25 protein-coding genes are annotated in these 25,432 nt (G+C 62.0%); 11 read left to right on the top strand and 14 right to left on the bottom strand.

Annotated features, from left to right (window positions below):
• Positions 1-543, top strand: a 543-nt coding sequence (locus tag D0N36_RS18210) for a hypothetical protein (protein WP_199798373.1), incomplete at its 5' end; no start/stop codon positions are given.
• Positions 544-718: 175 nt separating this feature from the next.
• Here the strand turns inward: D0N36_RS18210 and D0N36_RS18205 are convergent.
• A complete protein-coding gene (locus tag D0N36_RS18205) occupies positions 719-961 on the bottom strand; it encodes a hypothetical protein (RefSeq protein WP_116943251.1) in 243 nt (80 codons plus the stop codon).
• A gap of 134 nt (positions 962-1,095) precedes the next feature.
• Between D0N36_RS18205 and D0N36_RS18200 the strand changes: the two genes are divergently transcribed.
• The 7 genes from D0N36_RS18200 to D0N36_RS18170 all read left to right on the top strand — a co-directional run bounded on the left by D0N36_RS18200 (position 1,096) and on the right by D0N36_RS18170 (position 7,558).
• Positions 1,096-1,677, top strand: a complete 582-nt coding sequence (locus tag D0N36_RS18200; protein ID WP_116943250.1) for an RNA polymerase sigma factor — start codon at positions 1,096-1,098, stop codon at positions 1,675-1,677.
• Between the two features lie 24 nt (positions 1,678-1,701).
• On the top strand, positions 1,702-2,073 hold the full coding sequence (locus D0N36_RS18195) for a hypothetical protein (RefSeq protein ID WP_116943249.1): 372 nt from the start codon (positions 1,702-1,704) through the stop codon (positions 2,071-2,073).
• Entirely contained in the window at positions 2,070-2,897 is an 828-nt protein-coding gene (locus D0N36_RS18190; protein ID WP_116943248.1) for a S1C family serine protease, read from the top strand. Before D0N36_RS18195 ends, D0N36_RS18190 begins: the two co-directional genes overlap by 4 nt.
• Positions 2,898-3,473: 576 nt before the next feature.
• Positions 3,474-4,907, top strand: a complete 1,434-nt coding sequence (locus D0N36_RS18185; protein ID WP_147320975.1) for a DUF1800 domain-containing protein — start codon at positions 3,474-3,476, stop codon at positions 4,905-4,907.
• Between the two features lie 130 nt (positions 4,908-5,037).
• Positions 5,038-6,621 (top strand): DUF1501 domain-containing protein, encoded by a 1,584-nt coding sequence (locus D0N36_RS18180; RefSeq protein WP_116943246.1) that lies wholly within the window; start codon positions 5,038-5,040, stop codon positions 6,619-6,621.
• Positions 6,622-6,762: 141 nt separating this feature from the next.
• Entirely contained in the window at positions 6,763-7,026 is a 264-nt protein-coding gene (locus tag D0N36_RS18175; protein WP_116943245.1) for a hypothetical protein, read from the top strand.
• A gap of 232 nt (positions 7,027-7,258) precedes the next feature.
• Entirely contained in the window at positions 7,259-7,558 is a 300-nt protein-coding gene (locus D0N36_RS18170; RefSeq protein WP_116943244.1) for a hypothetical protein, read from the top strand.
• Positions 7,559-7,567: 9 nt separating this feature from the next.
• Here the strand turns inward: D0N36_RS18170 and D0N36_RS18165 are convergent, their stop codons facing one another.
• A complete protein-coding gene (locus D0N36_RS18165) occupies positions 7,568-8,941 on the bottom strand; it encodes a lysophospholipid acyltransferase family protein (protein ID WP_190242752.1) in 1,374 nt (457 codons plus the stop codon).
• 157 nt (positions 8,942-9,098) lie between these two features.
• Between D0N36_RS18165 and D0N36_RS18160 the strand changes: the two genes are divergently transcribed.
• Positions 9,099-10,328: a tetratricopeptide repeat protein gene (locus tag D0N36_RS18160; RefSeq protein ID WP_116943242.1), complete on the top strand. Its 1,230-nt coding sequence runs from the start codon at positions 9,099-9,101 to the stop codon at positions 10,326-10,328.
• Positions 10,329-10,548: 220 nt separating this feature from the next.
• Here the strand turns inward: D0N36_RS18160 and D0N36_RS18155 are convergent, their stop codons facing one another.
• From D0N36_RS18155 to D0N36_RS18140, 4 genes are all read right to left on the bottom strand, one after another.
• Positions 10,549-11,640, bottom strand: coding sequence for a chorismate mutase (locus tag D0N36_RS18155; RefSeq protein WP_116943241.1), 1,092 nt, complete (start codon positions 11,638-11,640; stop codon positions 10,549-10,551).
• Positions 11,641-11,715: 75 nt separating this feature from the next.
• Complete coding sequence (locus D0N36_RS18150; protein WP_116943240.1) at positions 11,716-12,561, bottom strand: prephenate dehydrogenase; 846 nt, start codon at positions 12,559-12,561, stop codon at positions 11,716-11,718.
• A 77-nt stretch (positions 12,562-12,638) separates the two neighbouring features.
• Positions 12,639-13,811: a pyridoxal phosphate-dependent aminotransferase gene (locus D0N36_RS18145; RefSeq protein ID WP_116943239.1), complete on the bottom strand. Its 1,173-nt coding sequence runs from the start codon at positions 13,809-13,811 to the stop codon at positions 12,639-12,641.
• 58 nt (positions 13,812-13,869) lie between these two features.
• Positions 13,870-14,787 carry a prephenate dehydratase gene (locus tag D0N36_RS18140; protein WP_116943238.1) on the bottom strand — a complete coding sequence of 306 codons (918 nt, stop codon included), beginning with the start codon at positions 14,785-14,787 and terminating at the stop codon, positions 13,870-13,872.
• A 547-nt stretch (positions 14,788-15,334) separates the two neighbouring features.
• Between D0N36_RS18140 and D0N36_RS18135 the strand changes: the two genes are divergently transcribed.
• On the top strand, positions 15,335-16,021 hold the full coding sequence (locus D0N36_RS18135; protein WP_242478992.1) for a porin family protein: 687 nt from the start codon (positions 15,335-15,337) through the stop codon (positions 16,019-16,021).
• A gap of 584 nt (positions 16,022-16,605) precedes the next feature.
• Here D0N36_RS18135 and D0N36_RS18130 read toward each other — a convergent pair.
• Positions 16,606-18,579: a vWA domain-containing protein gene (locus D0N36_RS18130; protein ID WP_116943236.1), complete on the bottom strand. Its 1,974-nt coding sequence runs from the start codon at positions 18,577-18,579 to the stop codon at positions 16,606-16,608.
• A 181-nt stretch (positions 18,580-18,760) separates the two neighbouring features.
• Between D0N36_RS18130 and D0N36_RS18125 the strand changes: the two genes are divergently transcribed.
• The gene (locus D0N36_RS18125; protein ID WP_116943253.1) at positions 18,761-19,783 is read left to right on the top strand and encodes an SPASM domain-containing protein; all 1,023 of its coding nucleotides are present in this window, start codon (positions 18,761-18,763) and stop codon (positions 19,781-19,783) included.
• A gap of 243 nt (positions 19,784-20,026) precedes the next feature.
• On the opposite strand, the gene D0N36_RS18120 is transcribed toward D0N36_RS18125, so the two are convergent.
• The 7 genes from D0N36_RS18120 to D0N36_RS18090 all read right to left on the bottom strand — a co-directional run bounded on the left by D0N36_RS18120 (position 20,027) and on the right by D0N36_RS18090 (position 25,202).
• A complete protein-coding gene (locus D0N36_RS18120) occupies positions 20,027-20,371 on the bottom strand; it encodes a hypothetical protein (RefSeq protein ID WP_116943235.1) in 345 nt (114 codons plus the stop codon).
• 135 nt (positions 20,372-20,506) lie between these two features.
• Positions 20,507-20,704, bottom strand: a complete 198-nt coding sequence (locus D0N36_RS18115; RefSeq protein ID WP_116943234.1) for a FeoB-associated Cys-rich membrane protein — start codon at positions 20,702-20,704, stop codon at positions 20,507-20,509.
• A gap of 143 nt (positions 20,705-20,847) precedes the next feature.
• Positions 20,848-21,648, bottom strand: a complete 801-nt coding sequence (locus D0N36_RS18110) for an inositol monophosphatase family protein (protein WP_116943233.1) — start codon at positions 21,646-21,648, stop codon at positions 20,848-20,850.
• Between the two features lie 148 nt (positions 21,649-21,796).
• Positions 21,797-23,485, bottom strand: coding sequence for an apolipoprotein N-acyltransferase (lnt, locus tag D0N36_RS18105; protein WP_116943232.1), 1,689 nt, complete (start codon positions 23,483-23,485; stop codon positions 21,797-21,799).
• Positions 23,475-24,239: a 16S rRNA (cytidine(1402)-2'-O)-methyltransferase gene (rsmI, locus tag D0N36_RS18100; protein ID WP_116943231.1), complete on the bottom strand. Its 765-nt coding sequence runs from the start codon at positions 24,237-24,239 to the stop codon at positions 23,475-23,477. The genes lnt and rsmI overlap by 11 nt, the downstream gene beginning before the upstream one ends.
• A 104-nt stretch (positions 24,240-24,343) precedes the next feature.
• Positions 24,344-24,601, bottom strand: coding sequence for a 4a-hydroxytetrahydrobiopterin dehydratase (locus D0N36_RS18095; protein WP_116943230.1), 258 nt, complete (start codon positions 24,599-24,601; stop codon positions 24,344-24,346).
• 25 nt (positions 24,602-24,626) lie between these two features.
• Positions 24,627-25,202: an NADAR family protein gene (locus D0N36_RS18090; RefSeq protein WP_116943229.1), complete on the bottom strand. Its 576-nt coding sequence runs from the start codon at positions 25,200-25,202 to the stop codon at positions 24,627-24,629.
• Between the last annotated feature and the right edge of the window lie 230 nt (positions 25,203-25,432).

Raw genomic sequence — 25,432 nt, 5'->3', positions numbered from 1 at the left:
CACGCTGACCGAGACGTTTCCGTGGCAGCTGCGCGGGCAGCCGGCGGTATACGGAGCCTACTGGAGCCGCCTGCTCGGGCCGCCCGCCCGCCCCGGCCCGCCGCGCTTAGCATTGCCCCGCTCAGCCAGTGGCCCCGGCCCAACGCTCCGCTCGAGCTACGCACCACCGGCGCGGCCACTGGCCCGCTTACCCTGACCGGCCCCGATGGCACGGCCGTAGCCGCCGCCCGCCGGCCCGACGCCCACGTGCCCGAGTGGAGCACTGCTATGTACTGGCCCACGGTAGCCGGCTGGCACCAGGCCCGGGTAGGTGCGGCCCGGCAGTGGTTCTACGTGTACGCGCCTGGCCAATGGCGCGGGCCCGAACAGCCGCAATGGCAGTTGGCCGCCGCTCAGGCTGCGGCCGCGTCGGCAGTAACCGCAGCGAGCGTAGAGAGTACGGGCGCTGCCGGTACGGCGGGGCGCGAAACCTGGCCCCGCTGGTGGGGCTACGCCCTGCTGCTGCTGGGCGCGGGAATGTTGTGGCTGGAGGAGAAGCTGTAGCGCGGCCGCCCCGGGTCGCAGCTATCGGCCTGACAGCCAATCCCTGGCAGTGCAACCGAACTAACTCCTGCGGTTGAGCCCTATCTTACAGCCTGCTTCGGCCAAAAAATAGCCCGGGCCCCGCGCTAGCGGAACCCGGGCTGCTATGGCAAACCGGCGCGCCGGCCAGCACTGATTACTTAACCTCCTGCGTGGTGGTGGTAGTCGTGGTCGAAGTGGCCTCCGTGGTTACGGGAGTGGTTTCGGTAGTACCCGGAGCTACTTCAGTCGTCGTTACCGTCGTGTCCATAGTCGTTGTGGTGGCGTCCATAGTAGTCATTTCGGTTGCAGTGGTCGTTTCAACAGCCTTCTGCTCGCACGAAGTGAGGGCAGTGGCGAAAATGGCTACCAGAGCCGAAGCTTTCAGGAAATTTTTCATGTTGGGGGTTGGTTGGAGATATATGATCCGAAAAACGCGGTTCATGCGTAAACCGGCTAATGGTAACCCACTGTCGAAAAATAATTTTTTGGTGGGTTACCCAACTCCTCCCCACGTATTAAGCAAGAAAGCGAATGGGCAAGGGGCAACCTTCCTACACCGATGAGGAGTTCGTGGCGGCCATCCGCCGCGACGACGACCGGGCGCTGGCTCAGCTCTACCGGCTACACTTTCCTATGATTTCGCATTACGTGCTGCAAAACAGCGGCACCGACGACGAAGCCAAAGATGTGTACCAGGAGGGCGTAATGGTATTTTATGAGAAGGTCCGCGACGGCTCCCTGGAGTTGAGCTGCCAGATCAAAACCTACCTCTACGCCGTGTGCCGCCGCCTATGGCTCAAGCGGCTCGCCGAGAAAACCCGCTTCGGCGGCCGCCTCGATGACTATGAGCCCTTCCTTGAAACCGGCGCCGAGGCCGACCTGGAGCTGGCCGAGGAAAAGGAACGGCAACTGGGCACTATGGCCCAGTCGCTCGACCTGATTGGGGAGCCTTGCCGCTCGCTACTCGAAGGCTTTTACCTGCTCGACAAGTCGATGCAGCAATTGACGGACGAGTTTGGCTACACCAACGCCGACAACGCTAAAAACCAGAAATACAAGTGCCTAGTACGCCTGAAAAAGCTCTTTTTCAATCAGTACCAGGAATCAAACTAGCACTTAGGCTTTAAGCTGTACATAATGAAAACCGAAGCCGACTACTACGCCTTATTTGAAACCTACCGCGCTGGCGGACTGGCGGATGCGGAACGGACGGCCCTGGAGCACCGCCTGGCCGCCGACCCCGCGCTGGCCCAGCGCCTGCGCGAATTTGAGGAGCTGACCGGTACGCTGACGGCCTACGGGCGACGCCAGGCACTGCGCCATCGCCTCGCGGCCATCCATGCCGATATGGTGTCTGAGCGGACGCCGCGCCTCGATTTAGCCAAAGTGGCCGAGCAGGACGAGCGGGGCGAGCAGTTTGCCTCCGGCCAGGCTCCGCGGCCCATGCTGCGTATTTCGCGCACCGAGCAGAAGCTGCGTGCCTTCTGGCAGAGCCACCGCGCACCATGATGGTGGCCGCCGCCGTGGCCGTGCTGGCTGTGTTCACCACGCTGCTGGGCCTGGAAATGTACCGTACCTCTCAGCAAAGCACCTCGTCGCGCTACGGTTACACCATGCTGCGCCGCGAAGTAGAACGCATTAAGCGCGACCAGCGCAGCATGAACCGCGCTATTAATCAGATAGATACTACTACGCCTGCCGAGCGCCTCAACCCCGGCAAGTTCAGCGGCACAGGCTTCGCCCTGACCGCCGACGGCTACCTCGTAACCAGCTACCACGTTATCCAGGGGGCCGATTCGCTGCTGATTGAAAACAGCGCCCGCCAGCGTTTCCGGGCCGAGCCGGTATTTACCGACGTGGCCCACGACCTGGCCATTCTGCAAATCACCGATAAGGATTTCACGGGCTTCGGCCGCCTGCCCTACGCTTTCAAGCGGGGTCAAGCGGAGTTGGGCGAGAAGGTGTACACCCTCGGTTACCCGCGCGAAGACCTTGTGTTCAACGATGGCTCGCTGAGCGCCCGCTCGGGTTTCGAGGGCGACACCGGCTTCTACCAGGTGAGCATTCCGGTGAACCCCGGCAACTCGGGGGGCCCGCTGCTCGACGACCGTGGCAACCTGATTGGGGTGGTGAGCGGCCGCCAGATGGACGTGCAGAGTGCCGCCTTCGCCACCAAATCGTCGTACCTGATGCGGCTGGTGGACTCGCTGAGCGTCGCCGGCGCGGGCAAACCTTACAACCTGCCGCGCTACAACCAGCTCAGTGGCACCACACGCCCCCAGCAGATTCGCAAGCTTCAGGACTATGTGTTCGTAGTGAAAGTGTACGAATAAGCGTTTTGCAACCAGCCAACCAGCCCGGCCCTACTGCTTCGGCAGTAGGGCTTTTTTGTGCGCTTTGCTGAATTTGGACTGAGCGCAACTCATTCATGTTCAAAATTTTACAGCATTATACCCAGGCCGCGTAGCAGCGCACCAAGAAAATCATGCTATATTCTGTATGCGCTATTAAACCCGGGGGCCGACCGCTTGTCTGTTAGCTACTTACTTCGCTTCTTCACAGCCGCTTACTCCCTTCTTCCGCTTTCACCAACCCGCCAGCCTTATGGACCGCCGCGCCTTTCTTCGCAAATCTGTGGCCGGACCCGCGGCTGCGACAAAGTTGAACTTTCCTGCGCCGCAGACTGCGCAGGGCACGGTTTCCGGTGAGGAGGAAACCGTCAGCAAATTCGCCAACCGCGCGCTGCCCGATACGGCCCGCGCTACCGGCACGCTGGCTCCCTACACCGGCCCCTGGGGAGCGGCGCAGGCGGCTCACCTGTTGCGGCGCGCCACGTTCGGGCCCACCCGGTCCGAGATACTGGCGGCCGCCGGTAAGTCGCTGAGCCAAGTGTTGATGGGTTGCTGGCCGTGCCGGCCACGCCCGCGCCGCCCGTCAACGGCTTTCAGAACGATACGAGCATGCCGGTGGGCCAGAGCTGGGTGACGGCCCCGTTCAACAACGACTTTGAGTTCTGGCGGCTGCGGAGCCTGCGGGCCTGGTGGGTGGGGCAGCAGATGCAAAGTTCGACGCTGACGGAGAAGATGACGCTGTTCTGGCACAACCACTTCGTGGCCGAGTTCGACGACGTGTTTGAGAGCCGCTACGCCTACCGCTACGTGGCGCTGTTGCGCCGCTCGGCCCTGGGCAATATCAAGCAGCTGGCCAAGGATGTAACCGTTGAGCCGATGATGCTGCGCTACCTGGGCGGCAACCAGAACCGGGCCGGCGCACCCAACGAAAACTACGGCCGCGAACTGCTGGAGTTGTTTACCGTGGGCAAAGGCCCACTCATTGGCGCCGGTAACTACACCACCTACACCGAGGCCGACGTGCAGGCCGCCGCCAAAGTCCTCACCGGCTGGCGCGACTCGCAGGCCGATATCAACGGCTACTACACCGACTCGCGCCACGACAAAACGACCAAGCAGTTCAGCGCCGCATTCGGCAACAAAACCATTGCCGACCAGGGTGCCCAGGAGTACAAGGCGCTGGTAGACATGGTATTCGAGCAGCCCAGCACGGCCCTGTTTCTGGCGCGCAAGCTCTACCGTTGGTTTGTATACTACGTGATTGATGCCGATACGGAGCAGAATATCATTCAGCCCCTGGCGGCCGAGCTGCGGCAGAATGGCTACAACGTAGCGCCGGTGTTGCGCCGGTTGCTGGGCAGCCAGCACTTCTTTGATGAGCAGAGCGTGGGCTGCGTAATTAAGAGCCCCCTGGATGCCGTGCTGAGTGCCGCCCGCCAACTGCCCGTGAGTATGCCCCCGGCCGCCGACGTGCTGGCCCAGTACGGTGTGTGGGACTGGCTGGTAGACCGCGCCACCGTGATGCAGCAGAAGCTCGGCGACCCGCCTGACGTGGCCGGCTGGCCTGCTTACTGGCAAACGCCGCAGTACTACGAGATGTGGATAAATGCTGTGACGCTGCCCCGGCGCAACCAGTACACCGACCAGCTTATTGATGCCAAGGGCTACACACGCTACTACACCGGCGGCAACTACAGGCTGCTCACCGACATAGTGGGCTGGGTGCAGGCCCTGCCCAAGGCCACCGCCGCCGACCCCAACCTGCTGGTCGGAGAGCTGGTGCGGCTGCTGGTGCCGGTGGAGCTGACGGCCAACCAGCTGGCCTTCCTCAACGACACGCTTATCCCCGGCCTGCCCGATTTCGAGTGGACCGTGGAATGGAACGACTACCTGGCAACCCCCACCAACGCGACGAAAAAGATGGCCGTCGATACCAAGCTCCGCGCCCTCACCCGCCAGCTGATGGGCCTGGCCGAGTACCATATTTCGTAGCAGGGTGTAGGGGCGGGGTTTGTCCCCGCCCGCCATTCGCACCGGTTCCAATGATTCTAGTTCAACGGCGGGCGGGGACAAGCCCCGCCCCTACGCCCGTTCCCTCTACAACCTAACTTCCCCCAGCCCCATGCAACGCCGACATTTTATTCAGACGACGGCTGCGGCCGCGATGGTGCCGACGCTACTCGGCGGTCTGCCCTTGGGAGCCTACGGGTTTTCGCCCGAGCTGTACGCCCTGACCGGCGGGGCCACCCAGACCGACCGGGTGCTGGTGCTTGTGCAGCTCAATGGCGGCAACGATGGCCTCAACACCGTGCTGCCCCTCGACCAGTATTCGGCCCTGATGAACGCGCGGGCCAACATTGCCATTCCCGAAGCGGCTGCCCTGCGCCTGAGTTCGGCCACCGGCCTGCACCCGGCCATGACGGGCTTCAAAAACCTGTTCGACAACCAGCAGTTGGGGCTCGTGCAGGCCGTGGGCTACCCTAACCCCAACTTCAGCCACTTCCGCGCCACCGACATCTGGACTTCGGCCTCCGACTCGAACGTGACCATCAGCTCGGGCTGGGCCGGGCGCTACCTCGACGGCGAGTTTGCCGGTTACCCCACCGGCTACCCCAGCACCCAGAACCCCGACCCGCTAGCCATCAGCATCGGCTCGGTGGTAAGCAACTGCGTGCAGGGCCCCAGCGTGAACATGGGCATGGCCATTGCCAGCACCAGCTCATTCTATCAGCTGCTCACGGGCTCAGTCGATACGGCCCCCAACACGCCGGCCGGCCACGAAATCACGTTCATCCGGCGCGTGGTGCAGCAAACCCAAGTGTACACCACGGCCATTCAGACGGCGGCGGGTAAGGCGAAGAACCTTTCTGCCCTTTACCCGGCCGCCGGCAAAAATGCGCTGGCCGACCAGTTGAAAATAGTGGCCCAGCTGGTGGCCGGTGGCCTGCAGACGCGGGTGTACGTCTGCAACCTTGGCGGTTTCGATACCCACGTGAGCCAGGTAGTGGCCGGGGCCACCACCACTGGCACCCACGCCACGCTGCTGGGTAAGGTGTCGGAGGCCATTGCGGCTTTCCAGGACGATTTGGGCCTGTTGCGCGTGCAGGACCGGGTGGTGGGCCTCACGTTTTCCGAGTTCGGGCGGCGCATCAAGTCCAATTCGGGCAACGGTACCGACCACGGCGCGGCCGCTCCGCTGTTCGTATTTGGCAGCAGCGTGAATCCGCGCATCCACGGCACCAACCCGCAGCTGCCCGCCAATGCCGCCGTTAACGACCAAGTGCCGATGCAGTTTGATTTTCGGGCCATCTACGCCAGCGTGCTCAAAGATTGGTTTAAGGTGCCGCAGTCTACCCTTGATGTGCTGTTGCCCTCGGCGGGCGGCGCGTTTCCCTACGTGCCGGTTATCCGGCCCGAAGTGGTGACGGGCACCAATCCGGCGAAGCTCAACGTGGCCGGCTTCCGGGTGTGGCCCAACCCCGTGCGCGACGGCCGGGCCACGGCCGGGTTTGAGGCCCAGGGCGGCCACGTGCAGGTACTCGTGCTCGATGCCGTGGGCCGCGAAGTACGTTGTGCCCTCGACCGAACGGTGGCCGCCGGCCCGCGCCAGCTGCCGCTCGATTTAAGCGGACTGGCGGCCGGGGCCTACTACTGCCAGGTGCGAGAGGGCCAGCGCAGCAGCAGCCTGCTATTGGTCATAGAATAGGGCCGGAGCTGCAGGAAGCCCATCCGTAACGGTTTCTTTTGCAAAATCAGGTATCAAAATCAGCCGATGTGCGTACAGATTCGCAGGCGGCCCGCCCGGGCGGCCTGCGACTTTTTTTCCAGCTGATTCTACTTTTCTCTTATGAGCAACCAACTTTCCACCGACCTCGAAAAAATCGTCCCCGAAGACATCATTAACGCGCTGCAAAGCGGCTATCGGGTGTTCCGCGGCGAGCAGGAGCATTTCGACGACATGGTAAAGCACGGCAGTTCGCTGCTGCGCAAAATCTCACAGCGCTTTACGCCCGTTCAGATTATTGTGGGCATTGCTGTGCTGGCCAGCGTAGCCGTTGTTGCCATATCGAAAACGGCCGAAGCCCTCGAAGACAATAACGACGCGAAGTAGCCGAATCTCCCTTCAGCGCTATCGACCTGAGCCTGAAACAAAGCCTCTTTCCATTGGGAAGAGGCTTTTTTACGCCCTTATGACAATATGTTTTTATCAATAAATTTTTATCCTTATAATTGCACAGGCAACATAAAAAATTGCTTCCGATATACATCAGAATCTCTGTTTGTCGCGTCCAAAGACTTCCGTCCGGCCCGGCCAGCCCTCCTTGCACTACGCCTCTTCTACCATGAAACTATTTGTATCCCTACTACTGCTGGCCGGATTTGCCGCGCTGACCACGCCCGCCCACGCGCAGCAGGCAACTACTGCCCGTCCTGTTACCGACGGCGGCGTTAAGCCTACTACGAACCAGCAAGCCCGCATCGCCCAGGCCACGCCTGCGAGGGAGGCAAACGACGCCAAACTCACTTGGCAGCAGCGGCGAGCGATAAAAAGAAAGAAGCTTACGCCCTACGCCGAAGCCATGCTGCACAACGAGTTGCTGCGAGAGGAGCCGACCAAAAAAACCGGAACCAGCCTGTTCTAGCGCCGCAGTTCAGCTGGTTCGTGCCAGGTAAGCCTCACGGGCTTCGCGCAGGAGGCGCAGCAGCGTAGCCCGCTGACGCAGCAGGCCCTCCATGACCGGGCGCTGGCTGCCAAACAGGCGCAGTGCCTGAAGCCGCCGCCGCCGCTCTTGCAGGGTACCGGCGTAACCGAGCGCGTAATAGCCCGATACAGGCAGGCTCAGAAAATACAGGAGCGTCCAGCGCCAGTCCTGCGTGAAATGATGCACCAGGGCCGTCTGGCCCACGTAAAACCCAGTGAACGTAATCATGCCTACCACCAGCATAATGGGGGCCACGAACTCGGCTTCGCTGGTGGCCCGGCGCGCCACCCACGACGGGATGATGTAGGGTAAATAGTTGTTGATCAGCCCGTACACATACACCGGCAGGCCCAGCAACAGGCGCCCCGATGCCAGCAGGGCACGGCGGGCGCGGGTGCTGGCCGGGCCGCGGGCCGCCAGGGCATCGTCGGTGAGGCCCATTTGGGCCAGCTGCTGCAAGTAGGCGTGCAGGCGCTGACGCAACTCGGCAAGGCGCTCCGGCTCGTGCTGCCCGAAGTAGCGGCTGGCCTTCAGCAGTGTGCGGCTGAGCTGAAAGTTGTCGTAGAGCGTTTCTTCATCGTCCTGAATCAGGTGCTGGCCAAAGGTGCGCTCCACCTGGGTTATCAGCTCGTCCTCCTCATCGGAAACCGTGATGACGAGCCGTTGCTCCAGGCGAGTGCGGATTTCGGCGGTGAGGGCCTCGGCGGCGGCTTCGGGGTCTTGGCGGTACTGCGCGGCATAATCGGCCACCAAAATGGGTTCGGCCGGGTTGATGAACACATCGGAGCGGAAGCGCTGGGGGTCGAAGTAGTTGATGCCGAAGGGCAGAATACGCAGCCCCAGCTGGAAATTCCGGCGGGCTTCGGCCCCGAGGGCAATGCGGGCGGCCCCGGTTTTGAGGGGCCGCAGCCGCCGCTCCGACACGCTGTTGCCTTCGGGGAAAATCATGATGGTGCCGCCGCGGTCGAAGTAGTCGTAGCAGCGCCCGAAGGCCTTCTCGTTCTGGGCTTCGAGCTGGGCCGGCGAGAGAATTTCGGCCCCGGTTTCGAGGTCCTGGCGGCGGTAGATGGGAATGGAGTTGCCCGACTCCATAATGGCGCGCAGAATCGGGTTTTTAAAAAACGTGCTTTTGGCCAGAAACGCAATGGGCTGCCGGCGGTTGACGGCGGCCACCAACGGGTCCATGAGCGTGTTGGGGTGGTTGCTGGCGATGAGCAGCGGGCCGGCTCCGTGCAGCCGCTCGCGGTGGCGCACTTCGAGCCGACGGAAGAATACGCGCAGCGCCACCTGCACCAGGGGCTTCATGATGGTATAGAAAAGCATGGCTACAAGAAAGGCAGATTTTGGGCGGAAACCCATGATTAGTTCCGGGCTCTAGTTGCCACTGCCAGCGCCGGCGGCCAAACCACAACTCGCCCGATTCCGACTTTTCGGATAGGCCGGACAGTAGTTTGCGCCGGGTCGCGCATCTTTACACTCCATGAACCGCCCGCTGCTGCTCCTTCTGCTGCCCCTGTTGCTGTGTGCCGGCGGCCTGCTGCGCCCAGCGGCCGCCCACGCCCAAACCGTAGCTCCTGATACGGCTGCTGCTCCTGCGCCAACTGGGCCCGGCCCCACGCAGGCCGCCACGCTGCGGCAGGCCCGGCAGCTGGTGCTGGAACGCCGCTACAACAGCGCCTGGCAGCTGCTGGCCCGGCTCGACCCGCGCAACGACGATCCGGCCGTAGTCATCGAAAAAGCCGATCTGGCCCTGCGCTACTATACCGCCACCGACCAGCTCCGGCGCTTTGCCTTCCGCGACCTGAAGCTACTTGATCTGGCGCCCGACAGCCTGCGCCAATTGGGCCTCGACAGCCTGCGCTACCGCTTTGCGGTGCGGCAGGTGCTGGAGCGGCTGCAGCGCCGCTACCCCGGCAACTACCGCCTCTCCAGGGCCCTGGGCGACTATTATTACGCGGTGCAGCAGTGCGACTGCGCCGAGGAAGGTATTGGTGAAGACGAGGTGTTTCTGCGCACTATTACCGAATACCAGGAGGCCCACGCCCATGGCCAGGGCGACTACCTTTCTTACTTTGCCCTGGGCTACGCCTATCAGCGGCTGGGCCGTTTCCAGGCCAGTCTGCCCCCCTTCGAACGGTCGTTACAACTACGCCCGCGCAACCCCACGGTGCACCTGAACATGGCCTTTGTGCTGCTGGAACTGCGCGAGCTGGAAAAAGCCCGCGACCAGGCTCAACTCGCCCAGCAGTTCTTCCCCGACGCCCACCGGAAAGACGACGCCGGCTTTCTGCTGAAGGAAATAGAGGAACGCATCCGCCAAACCGCCCCCACTGCCCCGGCAACAGTGGCCGACACCACCCGGGCTGCCCCGCCCGCCACAATTCCTCTGGCGCCCACCGGCGCAACTACAGCGGAAGACGCCCCCACGCAGGATGAGGAGCCGGAGAAAGCCGAGCCGAAGCCAGCCGCACTCCAAAAGGCCGAGCAGACGAAAAGCAGTAAGTCCCCGAAGGACAGGACCCCGAAGAAAGCCGCCGCTGCTACTGAAGAACCCAATGCTACCAAAGCGCTGCCGAAAACCTCCGGCAAGCCTGCTTCACCCGCCAAAGCCGAAAAGGCCAACCCCGGCAAGAGCCCCACTCCGAAGCAGCCATCCAATCAGCAAAAAAAGAAGCCCCGCCAGCCGGTAAAAGAGCCCGTGAAGCAGTAAGCGGGCCTATTGGCAGCAGGCCCGAATGGCGGCGTCCCGTTCCACCGGCGTGAATGAATCGTTTCCAAACCAGCACAACTACCGTCATGCTGAGCTTGCCGACGCATCTCTACCGCAACAGTAATCATATACTACTGCGGTAGGGATGCTTCGACTGCGGCTGCGCCTCCGCTCAGCATGACCGGTTTTTTGCCGGCTATCCTGGCGCTACTTCACTACCTCACTTGTTCATCACGCTGTTCTGGCGGTTGATGGATTCGAGGTGCACGGCATCGAAGTACTTGTGGATGAAGTCGGCAGTAAGGCCCAGCTGGTCGCCTTTGCGGATGCCGCGCTCCAGTATTTCGTTCCAGCGGCTGGTTTGCAGAATGGTGATGTCGTTTTCCTTTTTGTAGCGGCCGATGCTTTCGGCCACCTGCATCCGGCTGCCCAGCAGGTGCAGAATTTCATCGTCGAGCTGGTTGATTTGTTCGCGCAGCTTGGCCAGTACCGTCAGAAACTCCTGCTGTTCGGTGGTTTCCTGGCGCCATATCAGGCCGTCGAGCAGCTCGGCCAGGCGCTGCGGTGTTACCTGCTGCTTGGCATCGGACCAGGCATTGTCGGGGTCGATGTGCGATTCGAGCATCAGGCCGTCGAACCCGAGGTCGATGGACTGCTGGGCCACCGCCGCTAGGCCGGTGCGGTTGCCGCAAATGTGGCTGGGGTCGCAGATAAGTGGCAAATCGGGTAGGCGGCGCTTCATTTCGATGGGCAGATGCCACATGGGCGCGTTGCGGTACTCGGTGTTGCCATAGCTGGCGAAGCCCCGATGAATCAGGCCAATATCCTGCACCCCGGCCTTAGCCAGGCGCTCCACCGCCCCCAGCCACAGCTCCAGATCGGGGTGGACGGGGTTTTTGATGAACACCGGCACCTTCACGCCGCGCAGCGCGTCGGCCAGCGCTTGCACCGAAAAGGGATTTACCGTGGTGCGCGCCCCAATCCAGAGTACATCTACCTCAAACGCCAGCGCATCCTCGACGTGCTTGGGCGTGGCCACCTCCACGGTAGTTGGCAGGCCCGTGAGTTGCCGGGCCTTTTGCAGCCACGGCAGCCCTTTGGTCCCAATACCCTCGAACATGCCCGGCTTGGTGCGCGGCTTCCAGATGCCGGCCCGCAGCATATCTACCTTGCCAGTGGCGGCCAGCTGAGTGCAGGTTGCGAGTAGTTGCTCCTCGGTTTCGGCCGAGCACGGCCCGGAAATAATCAGCGGCTTTTTGCCGGGGAAGTCGTTCTTAACGGCCGTTTCGGCGGCGGTTTGCGGTTGGCTCATGGGTTGCTTGGTTGAATATTGCGGTTGGGTTGGAGAGTTAAGGTGCGGGGCTTGGCTTCGCACCTCACACTGTGCTCATTTCAGAATCTTCTTAATCAAGTTGGCCTGTTGAATCTGTTCGTACATGCCGGCGTCGTCGCCGGCGGCGAGCAGGTCGCGCAGGTGCTGAAGCTGGCGCAGGTGCTCATCGAGTACATCAAGCACGTTGTCGCGGTTCTGGCGGAAGATGGGCACCCACATATCGGGCGAGCTTTTGGCCAGGCGTACGGTCGACTCAAAGCCGCCGCTGGCCAGCGCAAAAATCTGCTGGTCGCTCTGTTCCTTTTTAAGTACGGTGAGGGCCAGGGCAAAGGATGTGATGTGCGAAATGTGCGACACGTAGGCCGTGTGCAGGTCGTGGGCCTGGGCATCCATGTACACCAGCCGCATGGCCAGCCGCCCAAACACGGCCTCTACCCGGGCCACGGCATCGGGGGCGCTGGCGGCCGCATCGCATACCACCAGGGTTTTACCCCGAAACAGTCCTGGCACGGCCGCCTCGGGGCCCGAGTACTCGGTACCGGCCATCGGGTGCACGGCCACGAAGCGGGCCCGGTTCGGATGGTCGGCCACGCGGGCCAGCAGCAATGCTTTGGTCGAGCCCACGTCCAGCACCACCTGCCGCCCGGTAGCGGCATCGAGCACCTGAGGCAGCACCGTGAGCATGGCGTCCATCGGCACCGACACCACGACCAGGTCGGCCCGGCCCACGGCCTCGGCCAGGTCGGGGGCCGGCTCGTCGAGCAACCCCAGGGCCATGGCCTGCCGCAGATTTTCCGGGCTTCGGTCAACCCCGATAATATGGTGGGCCAGCCCGGTTTCCTTCAGGCTCAGGGCCAGCGAGCCGCCGATAAGGCCAATGCCGATAATGGTAACAACCATTTTCTAAGGTGGAAATGTGTTGATGACTGGGCAGAAAGAATGTTATGCTTCGACTTCGCTTGGCATGGCGTTCTTTTTTATACCGTGAGTTTCTCTCGAGCCTCCTGCACCCGGGCCAGGGCAGCCCGCAGTATATCCGGTGGCTGGCACAAACTCACGCGGATGTAACCGTTGCCGTTGCTACCGAAGATGCCGCCGGGCGTCAGAAATACGCGGGCCTGGTGCAGCAGCGCGTCGCTCAGTCCATAGCCGTCGGCGTATGCGGGCGGCACGGCAGCCCACACAAACAGGCCCACCTGGCCCGGTGCGGGGTGGCAGCCGAGCTGCGCCAGCAACTCCAGCACCAACTCGCGGCGGACGGCATACTGGGCATTCAGCTCGTGCTGCCAGCTGTCATCCAGGCCCAGGGCCGCCACGGCCGCCAATTGCACCGGCAGAAACATGCCCGAGTCAAGGTTGCTTTTGAAGCGCAGCACCTCCTGCAGCAAGTCGGCGCGGCCGGCCAGCAGCCCCACCCGCCAGCCCGCCAGGTTATGCGACTTACTGAGCGAGTTCAGCTCCAGTACCACTTCTCGCGCCCCGGGCGTGGCCAGCAGGCTTTGCGCGGGCTGCTCGTTGAGGATGAAGCTGTAGGGGTTGTCGTGCACCAGTAAAATATCGTGGGCTCCGGCAAACGCTACCAGCCGCTCGAAGAAGCCGGGCGGGGGAGGCGTTCCGGTGGGCATGTGCGGGTAGTTGACCCACATAATCTTCACCCAGCGCAAGTCCTGGCGGGCCAGTGCCTCCAGGTCGGGCAGCCAGTTGGTTTCGGCCGTCAGGTCGTAGTCGCGGGGGGTGGCACCGCTGAGCCGGGCGGCGGCGCGGTAGGCCGGGTAGCCGGGGTTGGGCAGCAGCACCTCGTCGCCCGCCTCCAGAAAGGTCATGCTTATATGCATGATGCCTTCCTTGGAGCCCAGCAGGGGCAGTATTTCGGTGGCCGGATCGAGCGTTACGCCGTACTGGCGCTGGTACCAATCGGCCATGGCCTGCCGCAGGGCGGGCACGCCCTGGTAGCTCTGGTAGGCGTGGGCGTCGGGACGCTGGGCGGCTTCCGTCAGGGCCGCCACCACGTGCGGGTGGGGCGGCAAATCCGGCGAGCCAATGCCCAGGTTAATCACGGGTTCCCCTGACTGGTTAAGCGCGGCAATTTCGCGCATTTTCTGCGAAAAGTAATATTCCTGGGTATGCTGCAGGCGGCTGGCAACTTGCATCTGACTGATGTTTTAGCGATTGGAACGAACGGGATACTATGCGAGACCCGAGGTGCCGTTAAAGCACCTCTACCATAGTTTTTCTGGCGGCGACTATGGTGTTTTTCTTCCGCTCCGATGCACTCAGCGTAATAGCTGCTTCATCGCCCATCCCAGGTTCCATCGGCCCCCGGCAGTAGGTACCCAGCACCTGCAGGCTATCGGTGAGCGGGACCAGGGCCGCCAGAATGGCCGCGAGCTGGGCCAGGTCGTCGAACTCGAGGTCGGCGTGGAAATAGTAGTGCCAGGTGCGGCCCGGCCGGGGGCACGACTGCAGCTTCGAGAGGGTTACCCCCTGCGCCGCCACCGCCGCAAGCACCCGTGCAAGGCCGCCAGATACATTTGGCGCTTCGAAATACAGAGAGGCTTTGTCGGGCCGGGGCTCAAAAGGCGCGGCGGCAGCACGGTGTAGCACCAGGAAGCGGGTGTAGTTATGGGGCTCAGTATGGATATCGGGCACCAGGATATCGAGCCCGAACAGCTCGGCGGCCAGCTCGCCGGCTACTGCGGCCCGCCCTGGCCGGGGCCGCTCGCGCAGGTGGCGCGCACTCAGGGCCGTATCCTGGGTTTCGACGAGCTGCCAGTGCGGATGGCGGCCCAGAAAATCGGCGCACTGCAACAGGGCCATGGGGTGCGAGTGCACTTCGCGCACCTCGGCCAGGGCCTGGCCGGGCAAGCCCAGCAGGTGCTGGCGGATGGGCAGATACACCTCGCCCGTGATTTGCAGTCCGGCCCGGCGCAACAGCGCATAGTTGGGCAGAATACTACCGGCCAGCGAGTTCTCGATGGCCATCACCCCTGCCGCTACCACCCCCTCGGCCACGGCTGCTGCTAACTGGCCGAATGTGGTGCAAGGCCGCACAGCCACCGCCGCCCCGAAATACCGGCGGGCCGCAATCTGGTGGAAACAACCCTCAAAACCTTGAATACCAACCATGGGGCGAAGTAGTAAAATGGGGCGTCTGATGTGCGAAATACCTGGCTATGGGCACAAAAAAAGCGCTCCCGAGAGTGTCGGGAGGCGCTGAAAATTTCGGTGCGAAATACTACAGAACGGCCGCTCGACTGCTGGGGAAGCAGTAGAAATAAAAGCTAAAATAAAAGCGGACGGCGGACTGAAGCATGGGGGCAATAAGGCGTATTACTGGCGGCAAGGTGGGACAGCAAACTGATAATTCCAAATCGAAAGCTTAAAAAAGTCCTAACGAACGATAGTCGCTTATACCGATGACACTACCATGACGCGCAACAATTGCCGTGGCAGGCTCCTCTCTTACTTCAACACACGGCCTTAGGACCAATGCATTGGGCTGAGCCTGGCTGAGGCCAGCGTGAAACGGCGCACGGGTAGCCCGCAATCTGGCACGGTTTTGCCATACCCCCTCATAACTGCCTCTCAGGCCTTCTTTCGCCCTTATTTTCTGCTCATGACTATTGCTCAGCTATTCAGTCGCCTTGCCGCCGCCACTTTATTTGTTTCTGGTTTGACTACCGCCGCCGAAGCGCAGGTACGTCGCACTCCGGTTCGGCCTGCACCCACGTATTCCTCGTCGTCGGCCACCGATGGCGTAAGGTTCGGCATCCGGGCCGGCGTAAACGTGGCCGACTTCTCGGGCGACGCCGTGGATACTTTTAAGGATTTTGCCGCTCTGGGCAATGGCGCCCTCACCCAGGAGATGAAGCCCGGCTTTTACGCCGGGCTGTATGCCACGCTACCGCTGGGCCCGCGCTTTGCCATCGAGCCCGGCCTGGGTTACTCCGAGAAGGGTGTTAAGTTGAACGGCCGCATTCCGTTCGAGCAGTTCAACTTCCTCAACGCTAAGCTCGACGGCACCGCTCGCCTGGCCTACCTCGATATTCCCGTACTGGCCAAGGCCTATATCACCGACGGCCTCTACGTGTACGCCGGCCCGCAGGCCTCGCTGCTACTCTCGGGCAAAGCACGGGTAAAGGCCAGTGCCTTTGGGTTCACGGCTTACCAGAACGATTTCGATATAAAAGACCGGCTGCAGACGCTGGATTTCGCCGTCGTAGGCGGCCTGGGCTACCAGTCCCAGAACGGCTTCGGCTTGAGCGCCGGCTATGATTATGGCCTTGTCTCACTCGATAAAAACAACAACTTCGATATCCAGAACCGCGTCATCAAGGCCTCGCTTAACTACTCGTTTTAAGTAGCCCTGGTTGCGCCGTTCGGCGCAACTTGGGTTATGTAGTATTGGAGCTGATTTCATTCAGAATGGCCTATTCAGTACCGTCAGGCACCATCGCGGCTGGATTGAGGCCTTCGGTAGTTTCCAATCCCAGCTCCTGAGCATCATATTTCCAGCGAGGCGGCAGTAATCGTTCACCGAACTCTGCTCCCCGTTGGGAATCTACTGCTCAGGTTTTTTTGCCAGAAGTGTAGCGCCCCGCCGGAGTTAAAAAATCCCGGGCAGAATCCTGAGTGCGTGGATCCTACTACTGAATAAAAAATCCGAAGACGGCCCGGCGGCGTGGGTGACACAGGAGCTGCAACCCACTGCGCCCGCCGCCTGTGAGTGAGGTGGACCGCCTTCGGAAATGGGGGCCTGGGCTGCCCAAGCCGGCCGTTAGGGGCCAGGCAGCGGGCAACTCTGCTGAAAGCAGGAGCATCGGTCGGCTCCGCTAGGTTGCAAGCTAACGGCCCGAATCCGCATTTATTTTGACGATTACCGCGCCGTCGGTTTTCAGCCGGCGCTTCTGATGCGGGCCGTAAACCGGCGGCACTTTTTACTTGCTACCGGGCACCCACCACCGGGGCGGGCTGCAGGCCCTCGGCCAGGCGCACGAGCCGCACCAGCTCGGCGCGGTAGCCTTCGGGGTCGAAGCGGCGGGCGCCGTCGGCGAGGCGGGCGGTGGCCTCATAGGTAGCGGTGCCGCGGTGCTCGCTCTGGCGCAGCAGCATGCCGAACTGGGCCACGGCGGCGGCAAAGCGCAGGTTTTCGCTGGCTTCGGCCAAGGGGCGCGCCACGCCCGTGAGGGGCAGTGCCAGCAGGCGGCTGACGGAGCCGCGCGGCTCCTTGTAGCGTAGCTTCACCGTCAGCAGCTCGGCCGAGGCCAGCGCCGGAGTTGTGGCCGGGGCAGGCTGGTACTTGAGCGCATCGACGGTGGCCGGCGCGCCCACGGGCACGATTTCGTAAAGGGCCGTAACGGTGTGACCCGAGCCCAGCTCGCCGGCGTCTTTGCGGTCGTTGTTGAAGTCTTCAGCAGCCAGCAGGCGGTTTTCGTAGCCTACGAGGCGGTATTCGCGCACCCGGGCGGGGTTGAACTCGACCTGCAGCTTCACATCCTGAGCCAGCGTGAACAGGGTGCCCCCGAACTGGCTGACAAGCACCCGGCGGGCCTCGTCGAGGTTGTCGAGGTAGGCGTAGTTGCCGTTACCCTTGTCGGCCAGCAGCTCCATCTTCTGGTCCTGATAATTACCCTGGCCCACGCCCAGCACCGTCAGGAACACGCCCGACTCGCGCTGCTGGACAATGAGGCGCTCCATGGCGCTGTCGCTCTGCTCGCCCACGTTGAAGTCGCCGTCGGTACATAGAATCACGCGGTTGTTGCCCTGAGCGTTGAAGCTCTGGCGGGCCACGTCGTAGGCCAGGCGCAGGCCCGCGCCGCCAGCCGTCGAGCCCCCGGCGCTCAGGTTGTCGATGGCCCGCCGGATGGTAGCTTTTTCGGAGCCGGCAGTGGGCGGCAGCACGGTGCCAGCCGCGCCGGCGTACACCACCAGCGCCACTTTATCCTGGGGGCGCAGCTGCTGCACCAATAGCTTCAGGCCCTGTTGCACCAGCCCGAGGCGGTCGGGGCCGTCCATCGAGCCCGACACATCGACCAGAAAGACCAGGTTGGCGGGTGGCAGCTTATCGGTAGGCACCTGGCGGGCCTGCAGGGCTACCTGCACGAGCTGATGCTGGGGGTTCCAGGGGCACTGGGCCTGCTCGGTGATGACGCGGAACGGCTCGGCGGCCGTGGCGGCGGGCTGGGGGTAGTCGTACTGGAAGTAATTGAGCATTTCCTCGACTCGCACCGCCTCGGGTGGCGGTAGCTGGCCCTGCTGCAGGAAGCGGCGCACGTTGCTGTAGCCCGCTGCGTCCACATCAATACTAAACGTGCTGAGCGGCTCCTTTTGGGCCGAGCGGAAGCCGTTTTCGGCCACGCTGGCGTAGGTTTCGCCCGCGCCGGGCTCGGGCCGGGGTGCAGGGTAGAAGGGCGAAGAGTACGCGGCTTGGTCGGCGGCGGATTGTACTTTAGCTGCCGACCCGCGAATCCGTATTCCGGCAACGCGGCCTTTGCTGTTTTGAACTGTTGCGACACTGCTGTTGAGAGTTTGCGTTCTGCGAACTGGTGCCGCGCCGGTTACAACCACCTCACTCAATTGGGCACTGCTGACCTGTAATCCCACATCCACCACCTTCTGCCCGGCTAGCTTCACCTCTTTCGACACGAAGCCAATCGAGCTAAATATCAGCACTTTGCCCGACTGGGGCACTTCGATTTGGTAGGTACCATCGGCCTGGGTGCTGACGCCGATGGAGGTACCCTTCACGAGCACCGTGACGCCGGGCAGGCCCTGGCCAGTGGCGCGGTCGGTTACGCGGCCGGTAACGGTGTAGGTGGCCGGAGCCACGGCGGCGGCCGGGGTCGGGTTAGTTTGAGCCGCAGCGGGGCAGGCGGGCAACAGCCCGGCCGCCAGCGCGAGGTAGAGGAAACGGTGCATCAGCAGAAAGAATAGAGGGTGAAACCATCGGAACCGGCCGGGTTCTGAATGACTGATGCACGACTGGCGCGGATTCCACACGAGATTTCAAAAAAGCGGAACGTCATTCTTCGCTCCGCGCTGAATGACGTTCCGCTTTCAGCTACTAGCTGCCCGCGAGGGCCGTACCTTTGGCCCACCTATGGCTTCACTGCTCACCGATTCGCTCAACTTCCTGTCCAAAGCCACCCCGCGCCGCCTCTGGAACGGGGCCCAGGTGGTGGGTGGCTATATCCTGAGCAAGGCTACAGGCAAGGCCCGGCACTGGGGGCTGCCGGTGGCGCTCAGCTTCGAGCCCACCACCAGCTGCAACCTGCGCTGCCCCGAATGCCCCAGCGGCCTGCGCTCCTTCACGCGGCCCACCGGCATGCTGCCCGACGAGCTGTTCCGCAAAACCATCGATGAGGTGGCTTCGCGGCTCTGGTACCTGATTTTCTACTTCCAGGGCGAGCCGTATCTGCACCCCAACTTTCTGGAGCTGGTGAAGTACGCGGCCGGCAAGGGCATTTATACGGCCACCAGTACCAACGCCCACTACCTCAACGACGACAACGCCCGCCGCACCGTCGAGTCGGGCCTCGACCGGCTCATCATCTCGCTCGACGGCACCACCCAGGAGGTGTACCAGCAGTACCGCGTGGGCGGCAAGATTGACAAGGTGCTGGAGGGTACCCGCAACGTGGTGAAATGGCGCAAAGAGCTGAAATCGAGCACGCCGCGCATCGTGTTTCAGTTTCTGGTGGTGCGGCCCAACGAGCATCAGCTGGGCGAGGCCCGGACGCTGGCCCGCGAGCTGGGCGTAGATGACGTGTGGTTTAAAACGGCCCAGATTTACGACCACCACAACGGCTCGCCCCTCATCCCGACCATCGACTACTACTCGCGCTACGAAAACCAGGGCGACGGCACTTGGAACCTCAAAAACAAGCTGCTCAACCATTGCTGGAAGATGTGGCACTCGTGCGTCATCACCTGGGACGGCCTCGTGGTGCCCTGCTGTTTCGATAAAGACGCCGAATACCGCCTCGGCGACCTCCAGACCCAGACTTTCCGCCAGCTCTGGCACGGCCCCAAGTATCGGCAGTTCCGCGCCTCGCTGCTCAAGGGCCGCGACCAAATTGAGATGTGCCGCAACTGCTCGGAAGGCACCAAAGTGTGGGGCTAAGATGCGGAAGCTGCTGAAGGAGAGAGAAACGCGAACAGCTCATAGGCCCGAAATTCCGCGCAGGCTCTTACACTTCCCCGAAATAGAATGCGGACTGCAGCAGGGCTAGCTGCCAAGTCAGCAAGCGCTTTACGCTCGTCCCCGATTGGCCGCCGGCCGGGCTACGGACGGGTTAAACAACGAAGTGCGCCCCGGACGAATCCGGGACGCACCGTGCGGGTAAGGAAGACGGCCCGGGGCCGGCTACTTGTGGTTCTTATCGAGGTCTTTGCCCAAGTCCTCTACCGTTTTGAGGAACTCGTCGACGCTCGTGTCGCCGTAGGTGCCATAGGCGGTGGCGATGGTGCCTTTCACGCCGTCGGTGGTTTCGATGGCGTAGAGAATCGACATATCATCGGGGTTACTTTCGCCTTCGAAGCGGTAAAAATCCACGATGGTTACCTCATTAGGCATGTAGCCGCGGGCCTTGTTATCGTCGCTGAGGGGGTATAGTTTGCCGTCGGCAACCCGGAAATCAGCTGTGTAGCCATCGGCGTTCAGCTTGCTTTCCACATTCACGAGGCTACGTTCTTTTTCGTTGTCTTGCATGACTAGGGGATTAGGTATCGGGGAGAGTACAGGAAAGGAATTGCGAAGGCGGCTAACAATGCTGCCCCAGTGCCGGGCTATACGTAGCCGGTACGGGGGCAGGTTATATTGAAACCCCGAAAAGCAGGACTGGCCTTAACCAGCCGCTTTCTGCCGCTGCTGGGCCAGGTCAATCGTGCGCTGAATCTGGTCTACATCGAAGCCCGAACAGGCGCTGCCGCAGCCCTTGGCGCAGCCGCTCTGACGCTTATCGAAAGCCTGCCAGAAGATGCGCCCTACGTAGAATGCTGCCCCCGCAAAGAGCAGCGCGATGATGAGATATTGTAGCCACATGGTATTTAGAGCTTAGTGCTTCGTTGTCAGTGCTTAGAATAAGGCTTTATAATGAAACAGAACGAAGGGCTGCTTCCATTAAGATGAACCCGCATCAGTGGACAAAGTTCCTCAGGTTTAGAATGACCGTTTTTTCCTGAGCACTAAACCCGACGCCAAACCTCCCCAATCAGCCCCTGCATTTCGCCGTGTACCAGGCCGTTGCTGGCCACCACTTCGCGGCCGGACAGCGGGTCGCCGTCGTGCAGGAATTCGGTAACGCGGCCACCGGCCTCACGCACCAGCAGAATGCCCGCGGCCACGTCGTAGGAGTTGAGGTTGAACTCGAAGAAGCCCTCGAAGCGGCCGGCCGCCACGTAGGCCAGATCGGCCGCGGCCGAACCCACGCGGCGCACGCCGTGCGAGCCGCGCATGAAGGAGCCGAGCACCTTCAGGTAGTCGTCCATTAGGCCAAAATCGGTGTAGGGAAAGCCAGTGGCAATGAGCGAGGAGTTGAGGTCGGGCACATCGGAAACGTGGATGGGCTGCTCGTTGCAGAAGGCCCCGGCACCCTTGGCAGCCCGGAAACACTCGTCGCGCACTACCTCGTATACCACGCCGGCCACCAGCTCCTGCCCCCGAATCAGGCCCACGCTCACGCAGTACACCGGCAGGCCGTGTACGAAATTGGTGGTGCCGTCGAGCGGGTCGATAATCCAGTTGTACTCCTCGGCCCGCTCCGCGCCCTCGGTACCTTCTTCGGTGATGAAGCCGGCTTCGGGCAGCACCTCGCGCAGGCCGGCTACCAGCAGCTTCTCGGTCTCCTTATCCACGTACGAAACCAGGTCGTGGACGCCTTTGCTCTCGATGTGGCTGCGGTTGAACGTGGCCGACTCCTGGCGAATAAACTGCCCCGCATAGCGCGTTACGGCCGCGAGCTGAAAGCTGATTTGATTGTAATCCATTGCGTTTAGTGCGTATTGCTTCGTTGATAGTGCTTAGCCGAACGTCATGCTGAGCTTGCCGAAGCATCTCTACCGCTTCGTTGGATTGCTTCTGCAACAAATGGAACGTCATGCTTCGACAAGCTCAGCGTGACGTTCCATTTATTGCTCACGCGGCCTCCACCACCCGTTTCCGCCCTACTACTGCCGCCGTAACGGTACCCAGCAGCAGCAGCACGGCCAGCACTTGGCAGGCGGGGCCAATCAGCTCGCCGTAGCGGACGTAGAAGGTTAGCTCGGTGTTGAGATGCACAGTACCGCGCAGCGCGGCGGGCACCCACCAGCCGGACTGTTGGGTGATTTCGCCCTTTTGGTTGATGAAACCCGAAATGCCGGTGTTAGCCGAGCGGGCCACGTCGCGGCGGGTTTCGATAGCGCGTAGCGTGGCGTACTGCATGTGCTGCCTGTGCCCCGGCGAGTCACTCCACCAGCCGTCGTTGGTAATGATGCCGATGAGTGTGGCCCCTTCAGTCACGTAATCGGCCACGAAATCACCGTACACCGACTCGTAGCAGATGACGGGCGCCACCCGCAGAGCAGGCGCAGCGGCCGTCTGGAATACGCTGCGTTCGGGCTGCGAGCCCATGCCGCCAGCCGAGCCACCCAGGTCAATCACGAACATCGACAGCCAGGGCGGCACACCTTCCACGCCCGGCACAAGGCGGCTTTTGTGGTAGAATGCGGCCGGGTTGGTGGCGCGGCCCAGATGCAGGGCCGCGTTGAACAGGTCGTAGTAGCCTAAATCTTCCTTAAAACGAGCGGTAGAGCTGGCCTTGGCCTTGTCGGGGCCGTACTGGCCCACGGTGGTCAGGCCGGTTACCAGGTCGAGGCCCGGGTGCGTAGCCAGCCACTGCCGCAGCTGCCCGATGCGGGGGTAGGTTTCGATATTGCTCTCGAAGTAGGTTTCGTCGAGGCTGGTTTCGGGCCAGAGTACGAGCCGGGTCTGGGGGGTCAGCTGCTGCTCGGTCAAGGTCATCATCCGCGCCATCTGCTGGTCGTAGGGCACAAAGTTGGGCGCACCCTCAAACTTCTCCAGAAACGGGTCGAGGTTGGGCTGCACGACCACCACTTCGGCCGTCGCGCCTTTCTCCTGGTAGTTGCTACCAATGTACTTCGACAGCAATATGGGGAGCAGGGCCGCTAGAAAGGGCAGCAGAATCAGGCGTTGGCGCTGCACCCGGCCAAGAGACGGCCCAGCGGCCCGCCAGCGGCTAAAGGAGTGGAATACCAGCAGATTCACCGCCCAAATCCAGAGCGAGCCGCCCAGAAAGCCGGTGTATTCATACCACTGTACCAGATAGTTGGCCGTGGCGAAACCGTTGCCAAGCGTGAGCCAGGGCCAGGTGAGAAACCAGTGCAGGTGCAGCTGCTCGAAGGCAATCCAGTAGATGGGCAGCGAGAGGTAGCCCAGCGTCGGGCCGAACCGCTTTTTGGTGTGGTAGAAGGCCACCAGCGCCACGCTCATCATCAGGGCGTTGCAGATAACGGCTGCAATACCGCCGCTCAGCGTGCTGAAGCTCACCCAGTAGGTGGTAAACAGGTTCCAGAGTACCAGCGTGAGGTAGCCGTAGCGCCACACTTTCCAGCCGCTGGCCCCCTGGGCGCTCAGGCGCTGCTCCAGCAGCAGGTAGGGCACCCAGGCTACCAGCAGCAGCAAAGCCAGCGGGGCGGGGTTCACCGGCCAGCCGGACCACAGCAGCCCGGCGCTCAATAGCGCCAGCAGGCTTGGCAGCCAGTAGGCCAGGCCTTTGGCGGGGGCGACCGTAGTGGGCTCGGGCAGCGTGGTATTATTCGGCATCGTCGTCGTCAGTCTGGTCTTCGTCGTCGTACTTTTTGTAGCGGTCGGCTTTGGCAGGACGCTCGTAGGGGCGGCCCTGCACCACCAGCACAATTTCGCCCTTAATGGACGGGCGGGCGGCGAAGTTCCGGGCCAGCTCGGCCAGCGGGGCCGTCACGGTTTCCTCGAACAGCTTGGTCAGCTCGCGGCTTACGGAGGCGGGCCGCTCGGGCCCCAGCACTTCGGCCAGCTGCTCCAGCGTCTTCACAATCCGGTGCGGCGACTCGTAGAAAATCATGGTGCGGGTTTCCGGTACCAGCTCCTGCAAGCGGGTCTGGCGGCCCTTTTTCACCGGCAGAAACCCCTCGAACGTAAACCGCTCGGCCCCGAAGCCCGACTTGAGCAGGGCCGGCACCAGGGCCGTAGCGCCCGGCAGGCACTCGACCTTGAAGCCACGGGCCAGGCATTCGCGCACCAGCAGAAAACCGGGGTCGGAGATGCCCGGCGTGCCGGCGTCGGATACCAGGGCCATGGTTTCGCCCTTGGCCAGCCGCTCCAGCAGCCGCGGCACCTGCTGGTGCTCGTTGTGCAGGTGGTAGCTAAGAAGCGGCTTTTTCAGCTCCAGATGCTGCAGCAGCCGCCCGCTGGTACGGGTATCCTCGGCCAGCACCAGATCCACCTCGCCCAATATCCGGATGGCCCGCAGGGTGATATCCTCCAGGTTACCGATGGGCGTGGGCACGAGGTAGAGCAGCGTAGGCGTAGGTTCCGACATAGCCGCAAAGGTATTGGTTAGTTAGTGCTTAGTAGATGGTGCGTAGTGCTTAGGCTGACAGACGATTTCCTTTCGACTAAGCACTACGCACTATCTACTAAGCTCTAGCCCGCTTCCTCCCCGCCGTACTCGGCGGCCAGCCTGTCGATGGCGGCGGCCAGCTTTCGGTCTTTGTCGGTGATGCTGTTGCCCGCATCGTGGGTGCGCAGGCGGAAGCTGACGGTGTTGTACTCATTGCTCCACCAGGGGTGGTGGTTCTGGAACTCAGCCTCCTCAGCTACGTCGCTCATGAAGCTGAAGGCTACTTTAAAATCTTTAAAACGGAAAGCGTTGCAGAAGGCGTTGTCTTGTTCGGTCCACATAGCGGGTTGGGGTGAAGGATGGTGCTTACTGCTGATTCAGTAGCCGGTTTCGTACTTCCATCAGCGCGAAACCTAATAGGTTGAGGCCACGCCACTGCTCAGGGTGGGCGGCGTGGGAGCTTTCTTGGGCCAGTCCGATACCCCAGATGGCATCTATGGGGCTGGCTTCTACCAGTACGCGGCGGCCAGTGTCGAGCAGAAATTCCCGTAGCGCCGGGTGCTGGCCAAATTTGGCTTCGTTGCCGCGCACCACAATATCGAAGCGGGCGGCTAGCCACTGGGCCTCATCGAAGGGCGTAATGCGGCGGCCCAGCTTCTTGGCGTCGTTGGGGTGGCCAGCGTGCAGAATGGCTTGGCGGGTAATTTCGTCGCCGAACAAACGGGCTTTTTCAGCCATCATGTAATGCTCGGCCGTCAGATACGTATCGCCCTCGGCAGTGAAAACGGCTGGATACCATTGGCTGAAGCACTCCTTGCCAACGCGGCCCCTATAAGCCGGCGTGTGACCCCAGAAATACAGAAACTTGGGTGTTTCGCCGGCTTCCAAATGGTGCAGCAGACTCTCGACAGAGCGGATAGGCGGTAGCGCGGCGGCAGCCATAACGAACGGAGTAGTAAGAAACGGAGTGCGAAAATTACGTAGCTAACCCAAGTTGCGAGGTATAAATAAGGCCAAAAAAGTCTGTTCGGCGTGAACAGACTAAGTTTGAAGTATTCGACCCCTTCAAGCCCTGCCGACCATGCGCGAACAGACCGTTGCAATGTACTGTGTTCTCGATGATTTGATTCGTTTTACCCGCCCCACCGGGACTCCGCCCCCGCCCTCGGGCC

The sequence above is a fragment of the Hymenobacter lapidiphilus genome, assembly GCF_003417065.2.
GTDB lineage: Bacteria > Bacteroidota > Bacteroidia > Cytophagales > Hymenobacteraceae > Hymenobacter.
This window is presented reverse-complemented; position numbering and strand designations above follow the sequence as displayed.

Excerpts from the sequence above, each read along its gene's own strand:
- D0N36_RS18205 (WP_116943251.1), bottom strand. The coding sequence starts at position 961 with ATGAAAAATTTCCTGAAAGCTTCGGCTCTGGTAGCCATTTTCGCCACT.
- D0N36_RS18200 (WP_116943250.1), top strand. The coding sequence starts at position 1,096 with ATGGGCAAGGGGCAACCTTCCTACACCGATGAGGAGTTCGTGGCGGCC.
- D0N36_RS18195 (WP_116943249.1), top strand. The coding sequence starts at position 1,702 with ATGAAAACCGAAGCCGACTACTACGCCTTATTTGAAACCTACCGCGCT.
- D0N36_RS18190 (WP_116943248.1), top strand. The coding sequence starts at position 2,070 with ATGATGGTGGCCGCCGCCGTGGCCGTGCTGGCTGTGTTCACCACGCTG.
- D0N36_RS18180 (WP_116943246.1), top strand. The coding sequence starts at position 5,038 with ATGCAACGCCGACATTTTATTCAGACGACGGCTGCGGCCGCGATGGTG.
- D0N36_RS18175 (WP_116943245.1), top strand. The coding sequence starts at position 6,763 with ATGAGCAACCAACTTTCCACCGACCTCGAAAAAATCGTCCCCGAAGAC.
- D0N36_RS18170 (WP_116943244.1), top strand. The coding sequence starts at position 7,259 with ATGAAACTATTTGTATCCCTACTACTGCTGGCCGGATTTGCCGCGCTG.
- D0N36_RS18165 (WP_190242752.1), bottom strand. The coding sequence starts at position 8,941 with ATGCTTTTCTATACCATCATGAAGCCCCTGGTGCAGGTGGCGCTGCGC.
- D0N36_RS18160 (WP_116943242.1), top strand. The coding sequence starts at position 9,099 with ATGAACCGCCCGCTGCTGCTCCTTCTGCTGCCCCTGTTGCTGTGTGCC.
- D0N36_RS18155 (WP_116943241.1), bottom strand. The coding sequence starts at position 11,640 with ATGAGCCAACCGCAAACCGCCGCCGAAACGGCCGTTAAGAACGACTTC.
- D0N36_RS18150 (WP_116943240.1), bottom strand. The coding sequence starts at position 12,561 with ATGGTTGTTACCATTATCGGCATTGGCCTTATCGGCGGCTCGCTGGCC.
- D0N36_RS18145 (WP_116943239.1), bottom strand. The coding sequence starts at position 13,811 with ATGCAAGTTGCCAGCCGCCTGCAGCATACCCAGGAATATTACTTTTCG.
- D0N36_RS18140 (WP_116943238.1), bottom strand. The coding sequence starts at position 14,787 with ATGGTTGGTATTCAAGGTTTTGAGGGTTGTTTCCACCAGATTGCGGCC.
- D0N36_RS18130 (WP_116943236.1), bottom strand. The coding sequence starts at position 18,579 with ATGCACCGTTTCCTCTACCTCGCGCTGGCGGCCGGGCTGTTGCCCGCC.
- D0N36_RS18125 (WP_116943253.1), top strand. The coding sequence starts at position 18,761 with ATGGCTTCACTGCTCACCGATTCGCTCAACTTCCTGTCCAAAGCCACC.
- D0N36_RS18120 (WP_116943235.1), bottom strand. The coding sequence starts at position 20,371 with ATGCAAGACAACGAAAAAGAACGTAGCCTCGTGAATGTGGAAAGCAAG.
- D0N36_RS18115 (WP_116943234.1), bottom strand. The coding sequence starts at position 20,704 with ATGTGGCTACAATATCTCATCATCGCGCTGCTCTTTGCGGGGGCAGCA.
- D0N36_RS18110 (WP_116943233.1), bottom strand. The coding sequence starts at position 21,648 with ATGGATTACAATCAAATCAGCTTTCAGCTCGCGGCCGTAACGCGCTAT.
- lnt (WP_116943232.1), bottom strand. The coding sequence starts at position 23,485 with ATGCCGAATAATACCACGCTGCCCGAGCCCACTACGGTCGCCCCCGCC.
- rsmI (WP_116943231.1), bottom strand. The coding sequence starts at position 24,239 with ATGTCGGAACCTACGCCTACGCTGCTCTACCTCGTGCCCACGCCCATC.
- D0N36_RS18095 (WP_116943230.1), bottom strand. The coding sequence starts at position 24,601 with ATGTGGACCGAACAAGACAACGCCTTCTGCAACGCTTTCCGTTTTAAA.
- D0N36_RS18090 (WP_116943229.1), bottom strand. The coding sequence starts at position 25,202 with ATGGCTGCCGCCGCGCTACCGCCTATCCGCTCTGTCGAGAGTCTGCTG.